Annotated in this window: 16 protein-coding genes; 13 read left to right on the forward strand and 3 right to left on the reverse strand. The window is 52.4% G+C overall.

Annotated features, from left to right (window positions below; all coding sequences use genetic code 11):
- The first annotated feature begins 342 nt into the window (after window positions 1–342).
- The 11 genes from AB0A83_RS09835 (at window position 343) to AB0A83_RS09885 (ending at window position 18,805) form a co-directional block, all read left to right on the forward strand.
- Complete coding sequence (locus AB0A83_RS09835) at window positions 343–2,361, forward strand: TonB-dependent siderophore receptor (protein ID WP_232056841.1); 2,019 nt, start codon at window positions 343–345, stop codon at window positions 2,359–2,361.
- Between the two features lie 156 nt (window positions 2,362–2,517).
- Window positions 2,518–4,527, forward strand: coding sequence for a TonB-dependent receptor plug domain-containing protein (locus AB0A83_RS09840; protein ID WP_367156125.1), 2,010 nt, complete (start codon window positions 2,518–2,520; stop codon window positions 4,525–4,527).
- A 38-nt stretch (window positions 4,528–4,565) separates the two neighbouring features.
- Window positions 4,566–5,087, forward strand: coding sequence for a YfiR family protein (locus AB0A83_RS09845; RefSeq protein ID WP_190303298.1), 522 nt, complete (start codon window positions 4,566–4,568; stop codon window positions 5,085–5,087).
- Entirely contained in the window at window positions 5,084–10,174 is a 5,091-nt protein-coding gene (locus AB0A83_RS09850) for an EAL domain-containing protein (protein ID WP_367156126.1), read from the forward strand. The genes AB0A83_RS09845 and AB0A83_RS09850 overlap by 4 nt, the downstream gene beginning before the upstream one ends.
- A complete protein-coding gene (locus AB0A83_RS09855; protein ID WP_150048122.1) occupies window positions 10,171–11,010 on the forward strand; it encodes an HDOD domain-containing protein in 840 nt (279 codons plus the stop codon). The genes AB0A83_RS09850 and AB0A83_RS09855 overlap by 4 nt, the downstream gene beginning before the upstream one ends.
- Before the next feature lie 146 nt (window positions 11,011–11,156).
- Window positions 11,157–12,341: an alanine transaminase gene (gene alaC, locus AB0A83_RS09860; RefSeq protein ID WP_150048123.1), complete on the forward strand. Its 1,185-nt coding sequence runs from the start codon at window positions 11,157–11,159 to the stop codon at window positions 12,339–12,341.
- Between the two features lie 36 nt (window positions 12,342–12,377).
- The gene (locus tag AB0A83_RS09865) at window positions 12,378–13,688 is read left to right on the forward strand and encodes a homoserine dehydrogenase (protein ID WP_150048124.1); all 1,311 of its coding nucleotides are present in this window, start codon (window positions 12,378–12,380) and stop codon (window positions 13,686–13,688) included.
- A gap of 3 nt (window positions 13,689–13,691) precedes the next feature.
- The gene (gene thrC, locus AB0A83_RS09870; RefSeq protein WP_150048125.1) at window positions 13,692–14,786 is read left to right on the forward strand and encodes a threonine synthase; all 1,095 of its coding nucleotides are present in this window, start codon (window positions 13,692–13,694) and stop codon (window positions 14,784–14,786) included.
- Between the two features lie 52 nt (window positions 14,787–14,838).
- Entirely contained in the window at window positions 14,839–16,584 is a 1,746-nt protein-coding gene (gene recJ, locus AB0A83_RS09875) for a single-stranded-DNA-specific exonuclease RecJ (protein WP_150048126.1), read from the forward strand.
- 6 nt (window positions 16,585–16,590) lie between these two features.
- Window positions 16,591–18,114, forward strand: coding sequence for an ArnT family glycosyltransferase (locus tag AB0A83_RS09880; RefSeq protein WP_367156127.1), 1,524 nt, complete (start codon window positions 16,591–16,593; stop codon window positions 18,112–18,114).
- 1 nt (window position 18,115) lies between these two features.
- The gene (locus tag AB0A83_RS09885) at window positions 18,116–18,805 is read left to right on the forward strand and encodes a phosphatase PAP2 family protein (RefSeq protein WP_150048128.1); all 690 of its coding nucleotides are present in this window, start codon (window positions 18,116–18,118) and stop codon (window positions 18,803–18,805) included.
- A gap of 26 nt (window positions 18,806–18,831) precedes the next feature.
- On the opposite strand, the gene glp is transcribed toward AB0A83_RS09885, so the two are convergent.
- Window positions 18,832–20,070 (reverse strand): gephyrin-like molybdotransferase Glp, encoded by a 1,239-nt coding sequence (gene glp / locus AB0A83_RS09890; protein WP_150048129.1) that lies wholly within the window; start codon window positions 20,068–20,070, stop codon window positions 18,832–18,834.
- Window positions 20,063–20,599: a molybdopterin-guanine dinucleotide biosynthesis protein B gene (gene mobB / locus AB0A83_RS09895; RefSeq protein WP_150048130.1), complete on the reverse strand. Its 537-nt coding sequence runs from the start codon at window positions 20,597–20,599 to the stop codon at window positions 20,063–20,065. Before mobB ends, glp begins: the two co-directional genes overlap by 8 nt.
- 73 nt (window positions 20,600–20,672) lie before the next feature.
- Here mobB and AB0A83_RS09900 point away from each other — a divergent pair, with 73 nt between their 5' ends.
- Window positions 20,673–21,167, forward strand: coding sequence for a molecular chaperone DnaJ (locus AB0A83_RS09900; RefSeq protein ID WP_150048131.1), 495 nt, complete (start codon window positions 20,673–20,675; stop codon window positions 21,165–21,167).
- Window positions 21,168–21,565: 398 nt separating this feature from the next.
- Entirely contained in the window at window positions 21,566–22,555 is a 990-nt protein-coding gene (gene rpoS, locus AB0A83_RS09905) for an RNA polymerase sigma factor RpoS (protein WP_150048132.1), read from the forward strand.
- 124 nt (window positions 22,556–22,679) lie between these two features.
- Here the strand turns inward: rpoS and dnaQ are convergent, their stop codons facing one another.
- Window positions 22,680–23,393 (reverse strand): DNA polymerase III subunit epsilon, encoded by a 714-nt coding sequence (gene dnaQ / locus AB0A83_RS09910; RefSeq protein WP_150048133.1) that lies wholly within the window; start codon window positions 23,391–23,393, stop codon window positions 22,680–22,682.
- Window positions 23,394–23,403: the final 10 nt, after the last annotated feature.

Below are 23,403 nucleotides of genomic sequence, written 5' to 3' on the forward strand. Positions count from 1 at the left end.
CCCGACAGCCGAGTTTCTTTCTTTTGCTCAGCCCAAAGAAAGAAACCAAAGAAAAAGCCGCCCCGCATACCGCCTTAATCCTGCGCTTCTCGCCAAATGCTGCGATGCTCGGGGCGGTCTGAGGGGGAGTGAAAACCCCGCCTGCGGAGAATCTTCGCTTCGCGGTTTATGCATTCTGTAACCTGACAAAATAGAATTACCCAGGTCGAAATACTCTGCTTTGGCGGGTTGTTAATCTAGGGCGGTGTGATGAGTCGCATCCTAAACTATATTGTCTATACACTTGGTTTTGATCGATAGTTTTGTAGAGCAGGCTTAATTCGCCCACATTCAGAGTTTCGAGTGAAAAAAATCAATCGGCAGCCTTTGCTATTAGCTTTATGCTTGGCTTATGCCTTACCGGCATGGCCGGCTAACGAAGCGGATCCGGCGCTGTTGGACATGAGCGTGGAAGATTTGTTGCAGGTGCAGGTTACCTCGGCCGCCAAAAAATCCCAGTCGCTAAATGACGCTGCCGCGGCGATTTTCGTAATCAATAACGAAGACATCACGCGCTCGGGCGCCACCAGTATCCCGGATGCCTTACGCTTGGCTCCCGGGATGGACGTATCCAAAATCGACGCTAACAAATGGGCCGTCAGTGCCCGCGGTTTCAACGGCCGCTTCGCCAACAAGCTATTGGTGTTGGTGGACGGCCGTAATACTTATACCCGGGCCTTTTCCGGGGTGTATTGGGAGATGCAGGACGTGATGCTGGAAGACGTGGAACGGATCGAAATTATCCGCGGCCCGGGCGGCAGCTTATGGGGCGCCAATGCGGTAAACGGCGTGATCAATATTATCACCAAACATGCGGCCAACACCCAAGGCGGTGTGCTGGCAGCCGGGGCGGGAACCGAGGAACAAGGATTCGGCGCATTACGGTACGGGACGACATTGGGTGAAGACAATTACGCCCGGGTTTACTTCAAAGGCTTTAAACGCGATGAAAACACCCGTCGCAACGGCCAAGGCGCCGGCGACGGCTGGGGGAAGCTGCAGGGCGGATTCAGACTCGACTCGCGTTTGACTGCCCAAGACGAGCTCAAAGTTCAAGGCGACATTTATCAAAGCGACATCAACGAACGGTTGTCCATGCCGTCGCCGACGGCGCCTTTTGTCAGCCGGTTCAACGATGCCGTGCGGGCGGACGGCGGCAATGTGCTGGCGAAATGGCAACGCACCTTGTCGCCCAATTCCGAATATAGTCTGCAGGCCTATTACGATAGTTACCACCGCAAAGAGGGTTTTGTCGAAGAATGGCGCGATACCCTGGATATGGAATTTCAACATAGGACGGCTTGGCTGGACTGGCACGACCTCGTTTGGGGCGCAGGGTATCGCTACGAGATGGACGATTTCGGCGATACCCTTTATCTGCAAACCAGTCCCGGTAGCCGCAATGCGCAGTTATTCAATTTATTCCTGCAAGACGAGATGATGCTGGTGGAAAACCGGCTGTGGCTAACCGTAGGCTCAAAGCTGGAACATAACGACTATAGCGGCTTCGAATACCAGCCTTCCTTGCGTTTGATGTGGGCGCCGCACCACCAGCACCGGCTTTGGGTTGCTATGTCCAGAGCCGTTAGAACGCCGTCGCGGGCCGAGCAAAATTCGGCGCTGTTTGTGACGGCGCTACCCGGAATCGTGATTTCTCCGGGTTTGGAAACCCCGCCTGTAGTTGTGACCTTGCAAGGCAACCCGAAATTCGTCAGCGAAGAATTGGTCGCCTATGAATTCGGTTACAGAACCACGATGATCGATTCTTTGTCGCTGGATATGACGCTGTTTTACAACGATTACGACCGCTTTCGCTCCACACGCTTGGGCAAATTGCTCAACCGCGGAGATTATCTGGAGCAGCAGCTTTCCTATACCAATTTCAATCATCCTAAAACCTACGGCTACGAATTGGCGGCAGTTTGGCAAATGCTGGACTGGTGGCGTTGGGACGCCAGTTACAGTTATTTGAATACCCGGCTGGACGGTGCCGGCAACGTGGAAATTAATCAATCGCCGGCGCAGCGCGTGTCGTTGCGCGGCGCCCTTTCACCGCTTCCCGATGTGGATTTCGATGTTTGGCTGCGCTACGTGGATCGCAGCAGCGCCATCAATACCGACGGCGGCGTCGGTTTGATCAACATACCGGCTTACGTTACCTTGGATTTACGTTTGGCTTGGCGGCCGGTCAAACAGCTGGAATTGGCTTGTGTCGGTCAGAATCTACTGGAGGACAAGCACTTGGAATTCGTACAGGAAAATTTGACGTTGCCGACTGCTATAGACCGCGGTGTTTATTTTAAGGCGATGTGGGAGTTTTGAACGCATGATGCGGCGCTTGGAACCGGAGCCATTGCCGTTGACGCATGCCTGCGCGGGGTTCGGCAGTATGGATTGTCCCGCCGTTACCGGACAAGGGTTAAGGATGTGCAGGATCAAGCGTATCCGCCATCGGGCGCCTTGCGGCGAGACTCGCTCATGACACGGCTTGGTTGCTGGCTGCCATTGGTTTTCGCCGTGTTTGCCCAAGGCGTTTATGCCGATGCCTATCCCGCAGACGAGTTGCTGGATTTGTCGGTCGAAGAGTTGTTGAACGTCAAAATCACCTCGGTGGCCAAAAAAGCCCAGGCTTTGAACGACGCGGCGGCGGCGGTATTCGTCATTACCCAGGAAGACATCAAACGCTCCGGGGCGACCAATATTCCCGATGCGTTGCGGCTAGCCCCCGGCATGGACGTCGCGAAAATCGACTCCAGCAAATGGGCGGTGTCTTCGCGCGGATTCAACGGGCGGTTCGCCAATAAATTATTGGTTTTGATCGACGGCCGCAGCACCTATACCCGCACCTTTTCCGGGGTCTATTGGGAAATGCAAGACGTGATGCTGGAGGACGTCGATAGGATAGAAGTCATCCGTGGTCCGGGCGGTACGCTTTGGGGGGCTAACGCGGTCAACGGCGTGATCAACATTATCACCAAGCATTCGACCCGGACGCAAGGCGGTTTGCTCAGCGGCGGAATCGGCAGCGAAGAACAAGGCTTCGGCGCGCTTCGATATGGCGCCAAGCTGGACGAACGCACCAGCGGCCGGGTCTATTTTAAAGGCTTTAAACGCGATCAAAACCATTTTGCTAACGGTCGGCCCTCGGCAGACGGCTGGGAGAAGTTTCAGGGCGGTTTCCGGGTTGACTCGAATGTGAGCATGCAGGACGAAGTCAAACTGCAGGGCGATATTTATCACACCAACATCGATGAAATCTTATCCACGCCGCAATTGGCCGCACCCTACGCGACGACGTTCAACGACCGCGCCCATGCGGACGGCGGCAATATAGTGGCGAAATGGCAGCACACGCTGTCGCCTACCTCCGATTACAGCGCGCAAGTTTACTTCGATACCTACCATAGAGAAGATGGGTTTTTAGCCGAATGGCGCGACCAGCTGGATTTCGATTTTCAGCACCGGTTCGGCTGGTCAGACCGGCACGATGTTGTCTGGGGTGTCGGGTATCGCTACACCATGGACGATATTGACTCGACTCAGTATTTCCAAACGACTCCCGAAAGCCGCAACGATCAGTGGTACAGTGCCTTTCTCCAAGACGAAATGATGCTGGTGGAGGAAAAGCTGTGGTTTACCCTCGGTTCCAAACTCGAACACAACGACTATAGCGGCTTCGAATATCAACCTTCCGCCCGTTTACTGTGGGCGCCGCATCACCAGCACCGATTATGGGCGGCCGTTTCCAGAGCGGTGCGCACGCCGTCGCGCGGCGAACACAACGGCAAGGTTTTTTTTCGTACCTTTCCGCCGCAAACCATCGCACCCGGCTTAACCTCGCCGCCGGTAGCGCTGTACACCATCGGCAATGCCGAGTTTAAAGCGGAACATTTACTGGCCTACGAAATCGGTTACAGGACTACGATGATAGATGCGCTGTCATTGGACATGACCGCGTTTTACAACGATTACGACAACTTCCGCTCGGTGATGTTGGGCGACCTGATAACCCGTAACGGTTATCTGGAACAACAGCTGGTGCTGAGCAATGCCTTCAGTCCCAAGACCTATGGTTTTGAGTTAGCGGCGGTTTGGCAAATGCTGGACTGGTGGCGTTGGGATGCCAACTACAGTTATTTGGCTACCGACTTGGATCCCGGCAGTTCGCCACTAATACCGGTCAGTCCGCAACAGCGAATTTCGATGCGCGGCTTGGTGTCGCCGCGAGAAGATACCGATTTGGATGTTTGGTTGCGTTACGTCGATTCCGCGATGACTATCTCGGCCGATAATGCCAACGGTGAAAGAATCGATTCATATGTCACCCTGGATTTGCGGGCGGCATGGCGGCCAGTACCGGGATTGGAGCTGTCTTTGGTAGGGCAAAATTTAATCTCCAGCAAACATTTGGAGTTTGTGCAGGAAAATTTGACGCTGCCTACACTCGTCGACCGCGGCATGTACGCCAAAATGGTATGGGAATTTTGAAGCGGAGCAACGGCCGAATAACGCGTCGGCGTAGTCCGGTGGCACGGATTGCGTTCTATTTGTGGCTGGGTTTTAGTTTTACTTTCGGCATGCCCTGTGCCCTTGCGGTGGATGAACAAAGCGTGCTGGCGGCCTTGACCCTAAATTTCGCCCGGTTCACCACTTGGCCGGAGGCATCGTCCCAACCTCTCAACGTCTGCGTGATCGGCGATAATGTAGTACAGGAAGCATTCATGCCGCTGCAAGGGGTAGACGTCAACGGCCGGGCGGTATCGGTCAACAATATGTCGCGATTAACCAATTTAACATCATGTCAGGTACTGTTCATTCACGATTTAAAACGCAACGTCATGGCGCAGGTTTTTCAAGAACTGAAGGACTCGCCGGTACTAACGGTCGGCAACGGCTTGGATATATTGGATAATGGCGGCATGATCGGATTGGATAATGAAGGCGGCAAGGTAGTGATACACATCGATTTGAATCAAGTCAATCGTTCCCGACTAAAAATCAGCTCGCGTCTGTTGCAGCTGGCCGTCATTCGGGAAAACGATAAATGACCTGGGTGTCGAATGCCCCGATCAGAACCAAACTGATCACCATCATGACGCTGACCGCGTTGGTCGCCTTGTTAATGGCGACCTCGGCGTTCATCCTTTACGAGTATTGGGCCAAGAAGCAAGACACCGAACGGCAATTGGTGCTGATAGGCGACATCATTTCCTGGAACAGTTCCGCGGCCTTGGCCTTCAACGACGCCGATACGGCGCGGGAAATGCTGGCGGGCATGCAAACCCGCAAAAGCGTTTTGGGTGCCAGACTGTACGACAAAGACGGTCATTTGTTCGCGGAATACGTGAAAAGCGGTTCCGACTCGTCCATTTGGGTTGAAGACGATCCGGTCGCGCAAGTATTGCGGCGTACCCCGGATTTTGCGCAGATGTCGTGGTTGGAGCTGTTTTCGGAAAAAATCGCCAGTCTGTACCGGCATTATATTTCCGACCAAACCGGGGCGGGCGAATTTATCCGTTACGGTCAAAGGTTGGCTTACCGGGACAGCTACATTCATTACTACAAGCCGGTCTTGCTGTACAAAGAGTTGATCGGCGTGTTGGAGTTGGTCGACGACCAAAGCGAGTTGCACGCCATATTGCAGGCGTTTTATCTGATTGCGGCGGCGATCGTGATTTTGACGGCGATGGCGATTTTATTCGTATCGTCACGGTTGCAACGCATTTTTTCCGAACCCTTGTTGGCGCTGATGGACGCGATGCGGGCGGTAAGCGCGAAAAAGAATTTCCAATTCAGAGTGGAGCGCACAAGTTCCGACGAATTCGGCGATTTAGCCAGCGTTTACAACGAAATGCTGGCGGAAATTCAAGAGCGCGACGAACAATTAGCCGGTCACAGAGCAGATTTGGAAAGACAGGTGAAAGCGCGCACCGAGGAGTTGTCGATCAAAAATCGGCGGCTGGAGCAAGCGATTACCGAGGCTTTGCAGGCGAAGGAACAGGCCTTGGCGGCCAGCAAGGCCAAAAGTGAATTTTTAGCCATGATGAGCCATGAAATCAGGACGCCTATGAACGGCGTTCTGGGTATGACCGAGCTGCTGCTGGGATCCGGCCTGCAAGATCAGCAGCGCAAGTTGGCGGAGACCGCATTCCGCTCGGCCGAATCCTTGTTGAGCATCATCAACAATATTCTGGATTTTTCCAAAATAGAAGCCGGAAAACTGCAGCTGATAGAAACCGAGTTCGATTTGCGCCGCACCTTGGAAGACACCTTGGATATGCTATCCGAGCAGGCTAGGCGCAAGAGTATCGAGCTGATCCTGAATCTGCCGGCCGATTGGGGCTTCGTGGTCGGCGGCGACGCGGAACGTTTGCGGCAAGTGTTGATTAATTTGGTGGGTAACGCGATCAAATTCACCGAAGTCGGCGAGGTGCAGCTGAAAGTGAGCGGGTCCTTGCTCGACAGAAACAGCGAAAAAGTTTCCTTGTTGTTCGAAGTCATCGATACCGGCCCCGGCATTCCGCCGGAACATCAAGAGCATATTTTCGAGAGCTTTACTCAGCAAGACGGGACCATCACCCGCCGATACGGCGGTACCGGGCTGGGGTTGACTATTTCCCGGCAGCTGGTCGAATTGATGGGCGGCGAATTGAAATTAGTCAGCACGCCTAAGGTCGGCTCGCGCTTTTATTTCAATCTGATTTTACCGGTAAGCAATAAAAGCACGATTCAAACAGCGCAGATCAAGGAGCTGTTAGACGTTAACGTGCTGGTGGTGGACGACAATTCCACCAACCGGGAAATCCTGTATCGGCAACTGATTCAATGGGGGGCAAAAGTCACCTGCGTCAGCAGTGCGCCGAAAGCGCTGAAGTTGTTGCACGATACGGCGGCGGAAACGCATTTCAAACTGGCGTTGTTGGATTGGCATTTGCCGTTCATGGACGGTTTGTCCCTTGCCAAAGCGATTAAGGCCGACGCGCGCATTGCCGCTTTGAAATTAATCATGCTGAGTTCGGACAATATAGCGCTCAGCGATAAAGAACGCGAACACTTAGGCATTCGGTTTTTTCTTAACAAACCGGTGTTTCAAGACCGATTGCTGCATTGCTTGCTGCAGACTTTAGCGGATACCTCTACTTCGTACAACGATGGCTTGGGCCAGCAGCACGCGAATCTGTTCAGCGCTAAAGTATTGGTCGCCGAGGATAACCCGGTCAACCAAGAGGTCGCGAAACGGTTTTTGCAGCGTTTGGGATGCGAAGTCGAAATCGCCAATAACGGTGCCGAGGCGGTGCGCGCGGTAACCGTCAGCCAGTTCGACCTGATCTTGATGGATTGTCATATGCCGGAGCTGGACGGTTTTTCCGCCACCCGGCGAATTCGTACGTTAGAGTTGGATTCGCATCGCGAACGCGCACCGGTGATCGCCTTGACGGCCGACGTGCAAAAAGGCATACAGGACGAATGCCGTTTAGCCGGTATGGACGATTATCTCAGCAAGCCGTTTACCATGGATCAGCTGCGGCAAAGCTTGGAAACCTGGTTGCCCGGTGCTGCCAAGGAAGCCGGCGCATCAATGGAAAAAATCATGGAACTTACGCCTGCCGCTGCCGTCAGTTCCGCCATCCTCGAGGTCGGCACGGTGGCGCAGTTGCAAGCGATTTCCGATCCAGACGGCAGTACCTTGTTCGATAAAGCCGTGGGCTTGTATTTGGATACCGCTCCGGATTTATACGAACAAATCAAACGTGCGTTTCGCGACGGTCCATTGTCTAACGTCACCAAGCCGGCCCATACGCTAAAGTCCGCTTCGGCGAATTTAGGCGCCAAAGAATTAGCCGATGTCTGTTTGCAATTGGAAACTGCGGGCAGAGCCAATGACGAGCTGGCTGTCGCGCGTTTGGAGGAGTTGTTCGAACGGCGTTATCAAATCACTTTAGAGGCTTTACGCGAGTTGCAAACCTCGCAACAGGAGTTTTCGGCGGTATCGGCCGATGTGACGGTAGATTATGAACTGCCGGATTTCGAAATGACCAATATCACCATATTGGTGGTGGACGACGATCCGAATTTCCGGCTCATCACCCGTGAGCAACTGTCCAGGGTGGGATTCAAAGTCGAGGAAGCCGGTAGCGGTTACGAAGCGTTGGACAAACTCAAGCTGAGTATGCCGGATTTGATTATGTTGGACGCGGTCATGGAAGGTCTGGATGGCTTCGAAACCTGCAAAATGCTGCGCGAATACCCCGCCCTGACCGACGTGCCGGTGATTATGTCCACGGGTTTAGGCGACATGGAATCCATCAACCGGGCGTTCGACGTCGGAGCTTCGGATTTCATCATCAAACCGCTGAATTACACGGTATTGATTCACCACATCAAGTTCCTGTTACGCTCCAGCCGGGCCACGGCCGAATTGCGCGATAGCAAGCTGCAATTGGCTGCGGCACAAAGAATAGCTCGGCTAGGCTATTGGACTTGGAACGTTGAAAGCAATCAATTCATTATCTCGGCGTATTTGGCCGAATTGTTTCGTATCGACCCGAATGATTTTGCCGGCACTTTAAGCGCTTATTTCGAATTGGTTGCCCCCGACGATAGGCCAAAAGTGGAACATGCGATTTATTCCACCTTGGATGGAGAGGGCGGCGGAACCATAGAATACGCCTTGGCAGTGACAGCGGATAGTCCGATTATCGTGCGTCAGGAAACGGCTTTGGTCACGCAAACGAAAATAGTCACCGGTACGGTGCAAGACGTTACCAAGCTGAAGGCCACCGAGTTGATGATACATAACTTGGCGTATTACGACGAGTTGACCGGCTTGGCCAGTAGGGCCTACTACCACGAAAGGATAGAACAATACATCAAGTTGGCGCGGCGTAAGCAGGAGGCTTTCGGATTCTTGTATATCGACTTGGACGAATTCAAATACATCAACGACAGCTTCGGGCATAACGTCGGCGATCAGTACTTAATCGCGGTCGCGGAACGCATCCGATCCGTGATTCGCGACGTCGATTTTGCCGTACGCCTGGGAGGCGACGAGTTTTGCATTCTGGTGGATGCGGTTGCCAGCGAACGGCAGATTAACGAAGTGGCCGAACGCTGTTTGCAGGAAGTCAACCGGCCGCTAAACATTTCCGGCAATCATTTCAGACCGCGGGCAAGTATCGGCATAGCCTTGTTTCCCAGAGACGGTAGAGACGAACACGAGCTCATGAAGGCCGCGGATGCCGCGATGTATGCGGCCAAAAAAGCCGGCAAGCAACGGTATGCGACGTATAAGCCGGAAATGACCGAACATGCGATTAAACGGTTGAAAGACGAGCAGCTGCTACGGGAATCGGTCGAAAAAGAGCTGTTTGTGTTGCACTACCAACCGCAGATCAGTATGGCCAATGGCCGGATTGTCGGTTTGGAGGCCTTAATACGCTGGCAACATGCCGAACGCGGCATTGTGTCCCCCTATGAGTTTATTCCTTTGGCGGAAAGCCTGGGCTTGATCAACAAAATCGGCGAATGGGTGTTAATGCAAGCCTGTCGGCAAATGATGGAGTGGCGTGCGCACGGTTTGGAACAGGTCAGGATTGCGGTGAACATTTCGCCTTCGCATTTCGCCGATCCTAAACTATTAGTCACCGTGCGGGACATCCTTAAACAAACCGGCTTGCCTGCGGAACTCTTGCAATTGGAAGTCACCGAAAGCGTAATGCACGCCGACATCGATATGGACGTGTTTAGGGACTTAAAAGCTCTGGGGGTCAAAATTGCCATCGACGATTTCGGCACCGGTTATTCGTCGTTAGCGTCGCTGAAGGAATTGCCGGTAGATTGCTTAAAGATCGATAGGATTTTTGTGCAAGACGTTTTATACAATCCGCAAACTCCGGTATTGCTGGGTACCATCATCGGCTTGGCCAACGCCATGGACTATCAAATCGTAGCCGAAGGCGTGGAAACCCAGGAACAAGCCATGGTCATGATGGGTTTGGGCTGTGACGTGATACAGGGGTATTTTTTCAGTCCGCCGGTTGCGGTTGAACAAGTGCTGAAGTTGTTCCGGCAAAACTTTATGGTCAATGCAGCCGAACCGACAGACTCCTGGGACAACCCAATCGAGCATCCATGACCGACCGGATACGCGAGTTGGTGCTCCAGTCCAAACGAATTCCCGGTATTTCGGCTCAAACTCAGCGTTTGTTGACATTGATGCGACACGACGACTTGTCTATCGATCGATTAGCGGCCGTTATCGAAGAAAGCCCGGCGATGACGGCACGCTTGTTGGCGCTGGCAAATTCGGCGTGGTACGCGCCGGCACAACCTATTACCAGCGCCAGCGTAGCTTGTGCAAGGCTGGGATTGACGTTGGTGAAAGCGGTTTGCATCGGCCTGTCGGTTATTGCACCGTTTAGCGTTACCGCTTGCCGTCCGTTTGATATCAAGCGGTTTTGGTTGTCCAGTACATTGGCGGCCGAAGCGGCATACAGACTGGCCGCGCCCCTCGCCGATAAAGAGTTTAGCGATGCGGTGCACACCGGGGGTTTGCTGCATTGCTTGGGTTTGTTATGTATAGTGGATTTGTTACCGTTACGGATGGATGCGATTCTGCTCCGGGCGAGACAAACACCTGAATTGAATTTGTCTTCGCTGTTGCAGCAGGAAATCGGCATGGATTACGCGGAAATCGGCGGCATGGTCGCGAAAAAATGGGAATTGCCGGAGGTTTTGGTAGCGGTTATTCGTTATCACCGGCAAGCCGGCTACCGGGCCGCCTATCGGCAACACGTGCACTACGTTAGAATTGCCGCGGATATGGCGTCCGCACTTTATGCCCGGCAAGAAGAGTTTGTTTTCGACAGCGATGACAACCCGGCTATCGGAGCGGATGTCGCGGCATCGGTTTATCGGCAAATGCTGTTGGAGCAGCCCAAGTTCAACAGTCAAGCGGAGATCTTGTTTTAGTTCTCCGGCAGCCGAAGTCGGCGATTAGCCTTGGCGTAGTTGCGCAACGTGGAAATCCGCTTCAGTAAATTGACAAGCTTCGGCAACCTCAGTAACTTAGCGCGCTTTGTCCAACAGCTATCTTTAATTCCCCACAAGAGTTATTAATGGAAGAATTTCACCGCATCAGCCGCTTACCGCCCTACGTTTTTAACATCGTCAATGAATTGAAAGCCAAAGCGCGAGCCGACGGCGAGGACATTATCGATTTCGGTATGGGCAACCCGGACCAGCCCACGCCGGCGCACATTTTGAACAAGATGTTGGAAGTCGCGCAACGCGGCGATACGCATCGCTACTCGGTTTCCAAAGGTATTCCCCGCTTGCGTAAGGCAATATGCGGCTGGTACAAAAACCGCTTCGACGTCGATTTGGATTTCAACAGCGAAGCCATCGTGACCATAGGCTCTAAAGAGGGCTTGTCGCATTTGGCTCTGGCCACCTTGGGCCCTGGCGACGTGGTTTTGGTGCCTAACCCGGCGTATCCCATTCATCCTTACGGCGTCGTGATCGCCGGAGCCGATATTCGCCACGTGGCGTTGACGCCGGGCGTCGATTTTTTCGACGAGTTGAATCGAGCGATTTCAGAATGCTGGCCAAAACCGAAGATGTTGATTTTGAATTTTCCGGGCAATCCGACCTGTCAATGCGTCGAGCTGGATTTCTTCGAAAAGGTAGTGGCGATTTGTAAAGAGCACGGCATTTGGATAGTTCACGACATTGCTTACGCCGACATCGTGTTCGACGGCTATGTCGCGCCGTCGATATTGCAAGTGCCGGGAGCGAAAGACATTGCCGTCGAATTTTTTTCATTGTCCAAGAGTTACAACATGCCCGGTTGGCGGGTGGGTTTCATGTGCGGCAATCCGACCTTGGTCGCCGCCTTAACCCGGATCAAATCGTATATGGACTACGGCACGTTTACTCCCATTCAAGTGGCGGCAATCACCGCGCTGGAAGGGCCGCAGGATTGCGTGACGGAAATCAGCAACATGTACCGTTTGCGCCGCGACGTGTTGTGCGACGGCCTGAATAACATGGGTTGGAAGGTCGAAAAACCCAAGGCCACCATGTTCGTTTGGGCGCCGATACCGGAAGCGTACAAAGCGATGGGCTCTTTGGAGTTCTCCAAGAAGTTAATCATCGATGCCAAAGTAGCCGTTTCCCCGGGTATCGGTTTCGGTCAATTCGGCGACGATCACATCCGATTCAGTTTGATCGAGAACGAACACAGAACCCGGCAAGCGCTGCGCAGCATCCGTAATATGCTGAAAAAAGACAACGTAGTATAATCCGGCGAATTTTTGGATAAGCGTCAGGAGTTGGGTTTGAAGCCGGTAACTATAGGTATATTGGGATTGGGTACTGTCGGGGGCGGTACCGTCAACGTACTTAAACGCAACGCCGAAGAAATCGCCCGGCGGGCTGGACGTGAAATCGTGGTCGGCCGAGCTTCGGCCCGTCACCTTAACCTGCAGCGGATTTGCAATACCGAAGGTATTGCCTTGACGGCCGACCCGTTCGATGTGGTCAACGATCCTACGGTCGACATCGTCGTTGAGTTGATCGGCGGCTACGATTTGGCCAAGCAACTGGTGCTGGCGGCGATTGCCAACGGTAAACATGTGGTAACCGCCAATAAAGCGCTGATCGCGTTGCACGGCAATGAAATTTTTGCCGAAGCCAGTAAAAAAGGCGTAATGGTGACCTTCGAAGCAGCCGTGGCCGGCGGCATTCCCATCATCAAAGCCATTAGAGAAGGTTTGGCAGGCAACCGTATCGAATGGCTGGCCGGCATCATCAACGGTACCGGCAATTTCATCCTGACCGAAATGCGCGACAAAGGCCGGGATTTCGCTGATGTTTTGAAAGAAGCGCAGGCCTTGGGTTATGCGGAAGCCGACCCGACCTTCGACGTAGAAGGCATAGACGCCGGCCACAAGTTGACTATCCTGGCATCCATCGCCTTCGGCATCCCGCTGCAATTCGAGAAGGTCTATACCGAGGGCATCACCCGGATCACGCGCCTGGATGTCGAATATGCCGAGGAATTGGGCTACCGCATCAAAAACTTGGGTATCGCCCGTAAAACTGCCGAAGGCATAGAATTACGGGTACATCCCACTCTGATTCCCAAACGCCGTCTGATAGCCAACGTAGAAGGGGTGATGAATGCCGTGTTGGTTTGCGGCGATGCGGTAGGGCCGACGCTGTATTACGGTGCCGGAGCGGGCGCGGAACCGACCGCGTCGGCGGTAGTGGCGGATTTGGTCGATGTGGTGCGCGCCCTGACCAGCGACCCGGAAAACCGGGTGCCGCATCTGGCTTTTCAGCCCGAGGCAATCGCCGATATTCCGGTGGTGCCGGCCGAACGCTTTCAAACTGCTTATTACCTGAGATTAACGGCCGACGACAAACCCGGCGTACTGGCGGAGGTGACCCGCATATTGGCGGCCCATCAGATCAGTATCGAAGCATTGATTCAAAAAGAGCCTTTGCACGGCGAAGTCTCGGTGCCCATCATCATGCTGACTCAAAAAACTTTGGAACAAGAAATGAATGCGGCGATTGCCGAAATCGAAGCCTTGCCTACCGTTACCGGCAACGTCAGTCGCATCCGTTTGGAAACTTTAGGATAAATAATGGCAACACAAAAACGCTACACCGGAGTGATCGAACATTATCGCGACCGTTTACCGGTTTCCGCATCCACCCGGCTGATCAGCTTGGGCGAAGGCAATACGCCGCTGATTCAATTGCACAATATTCCGCGCATCATCGGCAAGGACGTCGACATTTATGTGAAATTCGAAGGGCTAAATCCCACCGGCTCGTTTAAAGACCGTGGTATGACGATGGCGGTAACCAAGGCCGTCGAGCAGGGTAGCCAAGCGATTATTTGCGCATCGACCGGCAATACCTCGGCGGCGGCGGCGGCTTACGCGGTGCGGGCCGGCATCAAGGCCTTCGTACTGATTCCGGAAGGAAAGATCGCATTGGGCAAATTGGCGCAAACCCTGATGTATGGCGCGCAAATCATTCAGATCAACGGCAATTTCGACGCCGGTATGGCTTTGGTCAAACAAGTGGCCGATCACGCTCCGGTTGCTATCGTCAATTCCATTAACCCGTTCCGTTTGGAAGGACAAAAGACCGCGGCTTTCGAAATCGTCGACGAATTGGGTAGAGCGCCCGATTTTCACTGCCTGCCGGTCGGTAATGCCGGCAATATCGCCGCCTACTGGAAGGGCTATAGCGAATACGCAACCGACAGTTCGACTCACCAAGCCGTTACCGATAAACGGCCGGTGATGTGCGGCTATCAAGCAGCCGGCGCGGCACCGTTCGTGGCAGGGCACATGGTGGATCATCCCGAAACCGTCGCCACGGCGATTCGCATCGGCCACCCGCAATCCTGGGATTTGGCCTGGAAAGCACAAAAAGAATCCGGCGGTTGGTTCGACACGCAGACGGACCAACAAATTTTGCGCGCACAAAAAATGCTGTCTCAATACGAGGGGATTTTTTGCGAGCCGGCATCCGCAACTTCGCTGGCCGGCGCCATGCAGGATTTAGCCGGCGGCAAAATTCCGGAAGGCAGTACGATAGTCTGTACCTTGACCGGTAACGGCATTAAAGACCCGGATACCGCGATTTCCCAATGTAAGGATGCTCACCCGGTAACGATAGAAGCATCGTTAGACGCGGTGAAAAAGGCGATTTTGGATTCGATGTAACTGACCGCTCGCTAACAAGCCGGCCTAAGCCGGCTTTTTTATTGCGTAATTTATGTATCTGCAAGGCGTTAAAAAAGCGATTGTCCGGCGCGCTCCGGCGCAAACTGCGGCCGATTTGGGCAGCTTGGATCCCATTTTGCTGCGCATCTTCACCAGCCGGGGGGTAAACAAAGCCGAGGACTTGGAACGGGGCCTGGCGAACTTGCCGAGTCCGTGGTTGTTGTCCGGGATTAACACCATGGTCGACCAACTGGTTAGCGTTGTCCGCGAAAACAAAGCGTTGAGCGTGGTGGCCGATTTCGACGCGGACGGTGCAACCAGCTGCGCGTTGGCCTTAAAAGGCTTGGCATTGTTCGGTGCGCGGCAGCTCAACTTTGTCGTGCCCAATCGTTTCGAATTCGGCTACGGGCTGACGCCGGAGATCGTCGAGTTGGTGCGAAAGCAACAGGCCGACGTGATCTTAACCGTCGACAACGGAATTTCCAGTTTGGAAGGCGTGGCCGCCGCCAAGCGGCTTGGGATCACGGTTTTGATTACCGATCATCATCTACCCGGACACGAACTTCCGGATGCGGATGCCATCGTCAACCCGAATTTGCCGGACGATAAATTTCCTAGCCGTAACATTGCCGGTGTCGGCGTGATGTTTTACGTGCTGACGGCCTTGCGGATTCGGCTAAGGGAGTTGCGTTGGTTCGAAACCGCCGGTATTGCCGAGCCGAATCTGGCGCAATTGCTGGATTATGTGGCATTGGGTACGGTAGCCGACGTCGTGGCCTTGGATCAAGTCAACCGCATTCTGGTGCACCAAGGTTTGTTGCGGATTCGTAGCGGTCAATGCCGGACCGGTATCAAGGCGTTGTTGGCAATTGCCGGCAAGAACCCCGGCAGCGTGCAAGCCGCGGATTTGGGCTTTTCGGTGGCGCCCAGGCTGAATGCGGCCGGCCGGTTGGACGATATGTCGCTGGGCATACGCTGTTTGTTGACGGACGATCCGGAGCTCGCCCGCGACATGGCGGTGCAACTGGATGCATTGAATCAGGACCGGAAAAGCATAGAAGAACAAATGAAGGCCGAAGCGCTGGCCTTGTTGTCCGGCATGCGCGCCATGGACGAACAGCACGCGCCGGCCGGCGTTTGCTTGTACGACGCCGGTTGGCACCAGGGGGTCATCGGTATTTTGGCGGCTCGGATCAAAGACCGTTTGCACAGGCCGGTGATTGCCTTTGCGCCGGCCGACAACGGTGAATTGAAAGGGTCGGCCCGTTCCATTGCCGGTGTGCATATCCGCGACGTGCTCAGCGATATCGCCGCCGAGCATCCCAAGTTGTTGAGCAAGTTCGGCGGTCATGCCATGGCGGCCGGCTTATCGATCAAGCTGCAGGATTATCCGCATTTCGCGCTGCAGTTCGCCGAAACGGTGGCGGCCAGATTAAGCGAAGTCGATTTGCAGCACAAAGTTTGGTCGGATGGCGAACTCGACCAACAGCATCTGAGTCTGGAATTCGCCGAGAACCTGCGCCAGGCGGCGGTTTGGGGGCAAGCTTTTCCTGAGCCGACTTTCGACGGTGTGTTCGACGTGTTTCAGTGCCGTATCGTTGGCAGGCAGCATCTTAAATTTGTCTTGAAAATGCCGTTCAGCAATTTGTTGATTGACGCTATTGCGTTTTTTGCCGAACAACCGGAGCATTGGTTGGGGTGCCGTAAACTACAAGCGGTCTATAAGTTGGACGTCAATGAGTTTAGGGGCGAGCGCAGTTTGCAACTGCAATTGCATTATTTAGAGCGGTTGGAGTAGCGATAAATGCTGGATAAAACCTTGCGCTGGGTAGATGCGCATCTGCTTCGGTTGTTGGCGTGGATATTCGGGCTGCGCGTGCTGTTTTTGTTTGTCAACGGTCTGGATTTGATCGGCGACGAAAGCTACTACTGGGATTGGTCGCGACACCCGGACTGGTGCTATTACAGTAAACCGCCGATGGTGGCATGGTTAATCGGCTTATTCACCTGGGCTTTGGGGGATTACACCGCGGTCGTGCGTTTGCCGGCGGTGTTACTCGGAACGGTTGGCTTGTTCTACTTTCACGCTACCTGTAAAGCATTCTACGGTGCGCGTGCCGCGGCGTTCGCATTCATTTTATTGTTGGCGACGCCGATCAACGTGATCGCCAATTTGCTGATGACGATAGACCCGCCTTTGTACTGTTTTTGGATCATGACTTTGTACTATCTGCGCCAAGCCTTGTTCGAGCGCTCGGACAAGGCTTGGTGGCTTGCAGGATTCTCCAGTGCCGCCGCGTTGTTGAGCAAACAAGCGGCATTGGCTTTGCCGGTTATGCTGTTGCTGTTTTTGCTCGCCAATGCGGCTTATCGGCACTACTTGCGGCGTGAATTCTGGTGGTATTTAGCGCCTATACTGATCGCGGTTGTACCGATATTGATGTGGAACCTAAACCATGACTGGGTGATGTTCGGTCATAGCAAAGGGCATTTCGCCAATCACGAACCGGCCGCGCTGACCAAGCATTTCAAATGGGCTGCAGACTTTCTACTGTATCAGCTGCTGTTGCTGTCGCCGCTGACCTTTGCTCTTGTCCTATCGACTTCGCTGATATGCGCTTACCGTTTCAAAAGTTTGAACGCCGAACAACGATTTTTATGGCTAATGGGCCCTGCTTTGTTGTTAGCCGTGTTGCTGTTGAGTTTGCTGCAAAAGGTACAGGGCAATTGGCCTATGCCGTTTTATTTCAGTGCCTTGATTTTACTGGCGGGCCGCTATGCGGATTCGATTTGGCAAAAAGCCTCGCACGCCGCGGTCTATGTCGGTGCGGTGCTGGTGTTGCTGACCTATGCGTTGCCGGTATTGTTGTCCTTACTTCCCATTAAAGATAGCGTTTGGGACCCAACCACCCGGTTTAAAAATTGGCAAGCGGTTGCCGCAGCGATTCAGATGGAACGGCAAAAAACTCAAGCCGATTTGCAAGACACCTTTGTAGTGGCTTTGGGCCACCGTTATTTAGCCAGCCAACTCGCGTTTTATTTACCGGATCATCCCAAAGTGTATCGTTACGAGGCTTCGGGGCAGATTGTGTCACAATACGAGGTATGGCCGGGGCCGGATGAATTTGCCGGCAAGAATGCTTTTATCGTCGGAGACGGCAATATGAAGTTGCCCGCGCCGTTGTATTCGGCGTTCGAACGCTTGGATTTAGTCGGGCAACTGCCTAACCCGAACCGAAAAGAATCAGAATATTTCATTTATTTCGGGCAACGACTGGGTAGCTGGCCCTATCCTGCGTTGCAAAAACGAATTTCGTCCAAGGACTAATATGCCGCATAGAGCTAGGCGTAGGGCGCGTTACGAATTGCTGGTTTGGTTCGCCGTCGTTTGTTCGACCAGCGTGTTGTTTTGGTGCACCGATTTGGATTACCGCGTGGCACAAATGTTTTATCAGGCGGGCCCGGCCGCTCAGCATTGGCCTTATCAACAGTTGCAGCCGGTTAAAATCCTCTACGATTACGCCTTTCCGTTTTGTGTCGTGGTCGGGCTGTCGCTTTTGTCAATTTCGATACTCGGACATTGGCATGCCTACACCCGGCGCTATCGTCGCAAAGCCTTGTATATATTGCTTGTAATCCTGCTAGGGCCGGGTTTGGTCGTGAACTTGATATTCAAAGATCATTGGGGGCGGCCTCGTCCTGTGCACGTGCAGGAATTCGGCGGCCAATACGCTTACGTTCCGCCCTTGAAACCGGGCAGTACTCCGGATAAGTCGTTTGTTTGCGGGCATTGTTCGGTGGGATACGCTTTTTTCGTGTTGTATTTTTTATCTCAGTCGCACAAAGTCATGTATTTCGTACTGACTCTGGCATTGGCTTGGACTTTGGGAATCACCCGCATGACGGCCGGCGGGCATTTTTTATCCGATGTGTTATGGTCCGGCTATGTGGTGTTCTTGGTAGCACATGCTTTGTACTACGGGTGGTTTTTGCGTATCAAGCCGGAGGGAGGAAATTAAGCCGTCCATGGCTACCCGCGGTGAATTTATAGCCAGTGATCGAACGGTTCCACGTTAACCATCTGGCCGGCCTCCACGTTAGTTAAGGCGCTGTCTAACACGATGAAACAATTGGCTAAACTCGCCACTTTGAGCTGGTGGGAATCTTGCCGGCCGGCACTGGCGACCGTGAATTCGCCATTTGCGTCTTGCGACAACACGCCGCGCTGAAACTCTTCGCGGCCGGGCGATTTTTTCAGCGGGGTGCTGCAACGGGCTTGTATTCGAATGGGTTTGGTTTGAATGCCCGTCATGCGCAACAACGCGGGTTTGACAAATTGCTCGAAAGTAACCAGCACTGCAATCGGATTACCCGGCAAGCCGAAAAACATACATCGGTCTAGCGTGCCGAAAGTTAACGGTTTTCCGGGTTTTATGGCCAATTTCCAGAAATTGACTTGGCCGCATCGCTCCAGGGTCTGCCTGACGTAATCGGCGTCTCCGACCGAAGCGCCGCCGGTGGAAATTAACACATCGAAATGGCTGGCTGCATCGTTAAGCGTTTGTTCCAGTCGCGCGGGATGATCGGGAATGACGCCTAAATCGCTGACTTGATAATGGGCATCGCTTAGCAGCCCGGCAAGCAGATAGCGGTTGCTGTCGTATATTTGGCCGGGTTGCAAGGTTTGGCCGAGCGGAACCAGTTCGTCTCCGTTAGAGAAAAAGCCGATTTTTATCCGCCGCTTAACACTCAATTCTCCGATACCGGCGGCGGCAAGCAAACTTAAATCTCTGGCACTCAGCTTGTGCGGAGCCGTTAATAGCCGTTCGCCTTGTTCTACGTCGCTGCCGGCTTCGCGAATATTTTTGCGTAGCTCCAGGCCGACGGGAAATTCCACATAACCGTCGGCGACGTTCACCTGTTCCTGAGCTATCACGCTGTCGATGTCGTCCGGAATCAGCGCTCCGGTAAAAATGCGTAGGCATTGGCGGCTAGGCACCTGTCCGGTGTAGGGTTTTCCTGCCCAGGATGTGCCGCACACCGTTAATCGCGCAAGTTTATCGCCGCTCAGTTGTGCGCTGGAAACCGCATAGCCGTCCATGGCGGATTGGCGAAAATGCGGTATGGCTATCGGGCTAAACACCGATTGCTGTAGGATGCGATTGAGTGCATGGGCGGTGGGGATGGCTTCTGAATCGTTTATTACCGGCAGTGAAGAAAACAGCAAGGCTTTGGCTTGCTCGGAAGTCAACAGATTTTGAGCGGGATAGCAAAGATTAGTCACGAGAGATTAGCGAGAAATGTTGACAAATGAAGTTTGCGATGGCGTGAGGATCGTTTAGGTTTAGGCAGGGTATTGGAGGCCGTGGGGCTATGTTTTGGTCGCTGGCGATTGCGATGATGCTATCGTCGTTCGGATACAGCAACGGTTTATCGAGTGCCGGGCGATGGAGCTCGATTTTGCTGAAACGTTGATGGCGAAACCCTTCTACCAAGATTATCCGCACATCATCGCTGCCGGCGATTAGCAGCTCAAGCTCTTTCTCCAGTTCTATTTCCTGCGGAGCGGGGAATTCCTCGATGATAGCCCGGCGAAAGGGCGATACCAGCATGACGGGAGATGCACCGGCTTTACGTAATTTATAACTGTCTTTACCGGCGTGATCGATTTCAAAGTCGTGATGACTAAGCTTAAGCGCTGCGACTTTTAATCCTCGTGCTTGCAAAATCGGAATCAGCGAGGTCAATAGAGTGGTTTTTCCGGTGCCGCTGAATGCAGCAAAACCCAAAACCGCCGGTTGGCTGGGCGCCATGGTGACTCTCCCGATCTCAAACATGCGTTATTTTACGGCATAATTTCAACAACTAGGATGCAAGCGAGGGAAAATGTTTCGTTTTTTGGTGTTGTTGATTTTAATCTTCGCCGTTTATCAAGCCAGTCGCTGGTTCAGCCGTTTGTCGGATCGGCAAAGACGACGGTGGGTTAAACAAGGTGGGCTGATAGGCGGTGCGGTCTTGCTATTATGGTTAATCGTCAGCGGTAAATTGAGCCTGTTGTTCGGGGTAATCATGTTGAGCCTTACCTTCTTGTTTCGCATCTTGGATTCGTGGTCGCGCTACGGCCCCTTGATCAGACAGCTGTGGCTGCGATTAAACGGTAGATCCCGACAATCCGGCGAAGGCCAAGGCAGTGCGCCGACAAATCGAGCTACGATGACCAGGCAGGAAGCCCTGAAAATCCTTGGCTTGGAGCAAGGTGCTTCCGAACAAGAGATTATATTGGCGCACCGTAGATTAATTGCTAGACTACATCCCGACAAGGGTGGCTCGGATTATTTGGCGGCGCAGATCAATCTAGCGAAAAAGATCCTGCTTAAATAATGCCGAAAGCCGCTCTGCGGGTGACTTGAGTCTTTTGGTTGTTAAAACAATCGCTTGCAGGCTAAACGATAGTGAGGCGCGGTTGCAACGGATATTTTTTCGTGAACTAATTAAAAAAAATACAGCAAAATCAATTGATAGCAAAAAAGTTTTAAAGTTATACTGAGTTCCGACTTTGAAAGCGATTTAAACTCTAAGCCATTGATAATTAATGTTTTTCTGTAAACGTATTACCGGACTCAGTATTTTAAGTCCATAGGGCCGCTTTTAAGGGCAAACAAGGGAAGTCAAATAATAAAGCATAAGCAGTTAGTTCGGGCTGGATAGTCCGATATACGGATGAAATTTGCCAGTATTGAAAGCCAATTAACTCAAGCATCAACACCTGGAGAAGAGTCATGATGGAAGAAGTAATAAATATAAATAAAGAACTGGATATGGATATTCCGGACATCATAGCCTTCGACGAGATTGAAGACGAGAATATTGAGGCCGATTCCAGTGAAAATATAAAAGTAAGCGATGAGAATGAAGCTGAAGAGTTCCATTCCGAAAGCGGATTCGATGCGACACGCGCTTACCTGAACGAATTAAGCAAGTCGCAGTTATTGACGGCCGACGAAGAAAAGATTTATGGCAAAAGGGCTTTGGAAGGAGACCCGGAAGCACGTAAGGTGATGATAGAGAGTAACTTACGCCTAGTTGTAAAAATTTCCCGTCGCTATCTCAATCGTGGTTTGCCCCTACTGGACCTGATAGAGGAAGGCAATCTCGGATTGATTCGAGCGGTAGAAAAGTTCGATCCTGATAGAGGCTTTAGGTTTTCAACCTATGCAACTTGGTGGATCCGGCAAACCATAGAACGAGCCATTATGAATCAGACTCGTACGATTCGGCTTCCGATTCATATCGTAAAAGAGATGAATGTTTATCTCAAAGCACAACGCAGCTTGGCTCAGCAACTCGATCACGAGCCCACTGCGGACGACATTGCAAAGCATTTGGACAAGCCGGTTAGTACGGTCAATAAGATGCTCAAACTGAACGAGCGCGTCACATCTGTCGATGTTTCTTACGGTAAAGAGTTCGATAAACCCTTATTAGAAACAATCTCGGAAGAAGAAAGCCGATCTCCGGCCGAAATTCTCCAGGAAGATTTAATTCAAACCAACGTTACCCAATGGGTATATCAGTTAGCGGATAAGCAGCGGGAAGTTATTTGCCGTCGTTACGGATTATGTGGATTTGAAAGTTCAACATTAGAACAAGTTGCGTTGGAATTAGGCGTTACTCGCGAGAGAGTTAGGCAAATTCAAATGGAAGGCTTAAAACGCCTAAAAGAAATTTTAGAAGATACCGGATATTCTTTTGATTCTATTTTTAGTTGAAGCCTGGGGTTAATTTGAGTTGATTGAATTTATTGGTTAAACAAGCGGTAATAGCCTTGTTTTATATAAGCAGTTATCGAATAACTTAACCAATAATAATTTCAATATTGATAGACAAGTTGCCTTATTCCTTTGGCCACATATTAATGCTACTAGATTTGCTAATTTTTTCCATTCTGGCGTAATGATTGGCTGATTCGTCGTCGGAAGCGCGAATAATCTTAATTTTGGGGCGTTGAGTCGGCAAACGCTCTATGACTTGGCTGACGGCAACTTCGACTTGCTTGCTTTCTTCAAGCAGCGAAGCTTGGCCGCCAGTCATGATCAAATACACGTCCGCTAAAATCTCCGCGTCAAGTAGTGCCCCGTGTAGTTCCCGATGACTGTTGTCTATTCCATAACGTTTGCACAGTGCATCCAAGCTATTGCGTGCGCCCGGATGTTTTTTGCGAGCGTATGCCAAGGTGTCGAATACCGTACAGCTGTCTTCTATCTTACCTAGCGTTCCGCCTAATAAAGCCAGCTCGTGATTCAGGAAGCCGACGTCGAAAGGGGCGTTGTGTATGATCAGTTCCGCGCCGGCCGTAAATTGCAAGAAATCCTCAACTATATCGGCGAAGCGTGGTTTGTCTTGCAAAAAATCATTGCTGATACCGTGTACCTCGATTGCGCCGGCATCTATTTCTCTATCCGGATTGACATACACATGGAAGCGGTTTTGCGTTAGTCTGCGGTTGATCAGCTCCACGCAGCCGATTTCGATGATTTTATGACCGTCCTTAGGATTGATACCTGTAGTTTCGGTATCCAGCACGACTTGGCGTAGCGAATTCTTCATTTTAGACAGT

Source organism: Methylomonas sp. HYX-M1 (genome assembly GCF_040741385.1).
GTDB lineage: Bacteria > Pseudomonadota > Gammaproteobacteria > Methylococcales > Methylomonadaceae > Methylomonas > Methylomonas rhizoryzae.

Bases quoted from the DNA above. Each gene is read 5' to 3' on its own strand.
- AB0A83_RS09840 (WP_367156125.1), top strand. From the start codon at position 2,518: ATGACACGGCTTGGTTGCTGGCTGCCATTGGTTTTCGCCGTGTTTGCC.
- AB0A83_RS09850 (WP_367156126.1), top strand. From the start codon at position 5,084: ATGACCTGGGTGTCGAATGCCCCGATCAGAACCAAACTGATCACCATC.
- AB0A83_RS09855 (WP_150048122.1), top strand. From the start codon at position 10,171: ATGACCGACCGGATACGCGAGTTGGTGCTCCAGTCCAAACGAATTCCC.
- alaC (WP_150048123.1), top strand. From the start codon at position 11,157: ATGGAAGAATTTCACCGCATCAGCCGCTTACCGCCCTACGTTTTTAAC.
- thrC (WP_150048125.1), top strand. From the start codon at position 13,692: ATGGCAACACAAAAACGCTACACCGGAGTGATCGAACATTATCGCGAC.
- recJ (WP_150048126.1), top strand. From the start codon at position 14,839: ATGTATCTGCAAGGCGTTAAAAAAGCGATTGTCCGGCGCGCTCCGGCG.
- AB0A83_RS09880 (WP_367156127.1), top strand. From the start codon at position 16,591: ATGCTGGATAAAACCTTGCGCTGGGTAGATGCGCATCTGCTTCGGTTG.
- AB0A83_RS09885 (WP_150048128.1), top strand. From the start codon at position 18,116: ATGCCGCATAGAGCTAGGCGTAGGGCGCGTTACGAATTGCTGGTTTGG.
- mobB (WP_150048130.1), bottom strand. From the start codon at position 20,599: ATGGCGCCCAGCCAACCGGCGGTTTTGGGTTTTGCTGCATTCAGCGGC.
- AB0A83_RS09900 (WP_150048131.1), top strand. From the start codon at position 20,673: ATGTTTCGTTTTTTGGTGTTGTTGATTTTAATCTTCGCCGTTTATCAA.
- rpoS (WP_150048132.1), top strand. From the start codon at position 21,566: ATGATGGAAGAAGTAATAAATATAAATAAAGAACTGGATATGGATATT.
- dnaQ (WP_150048133.1), bottom strand. From the start codon at position 23,393: ATGAAGAATTCGCTACGCCAAGTCGTGCTGGATACCGAAACTACAGGT.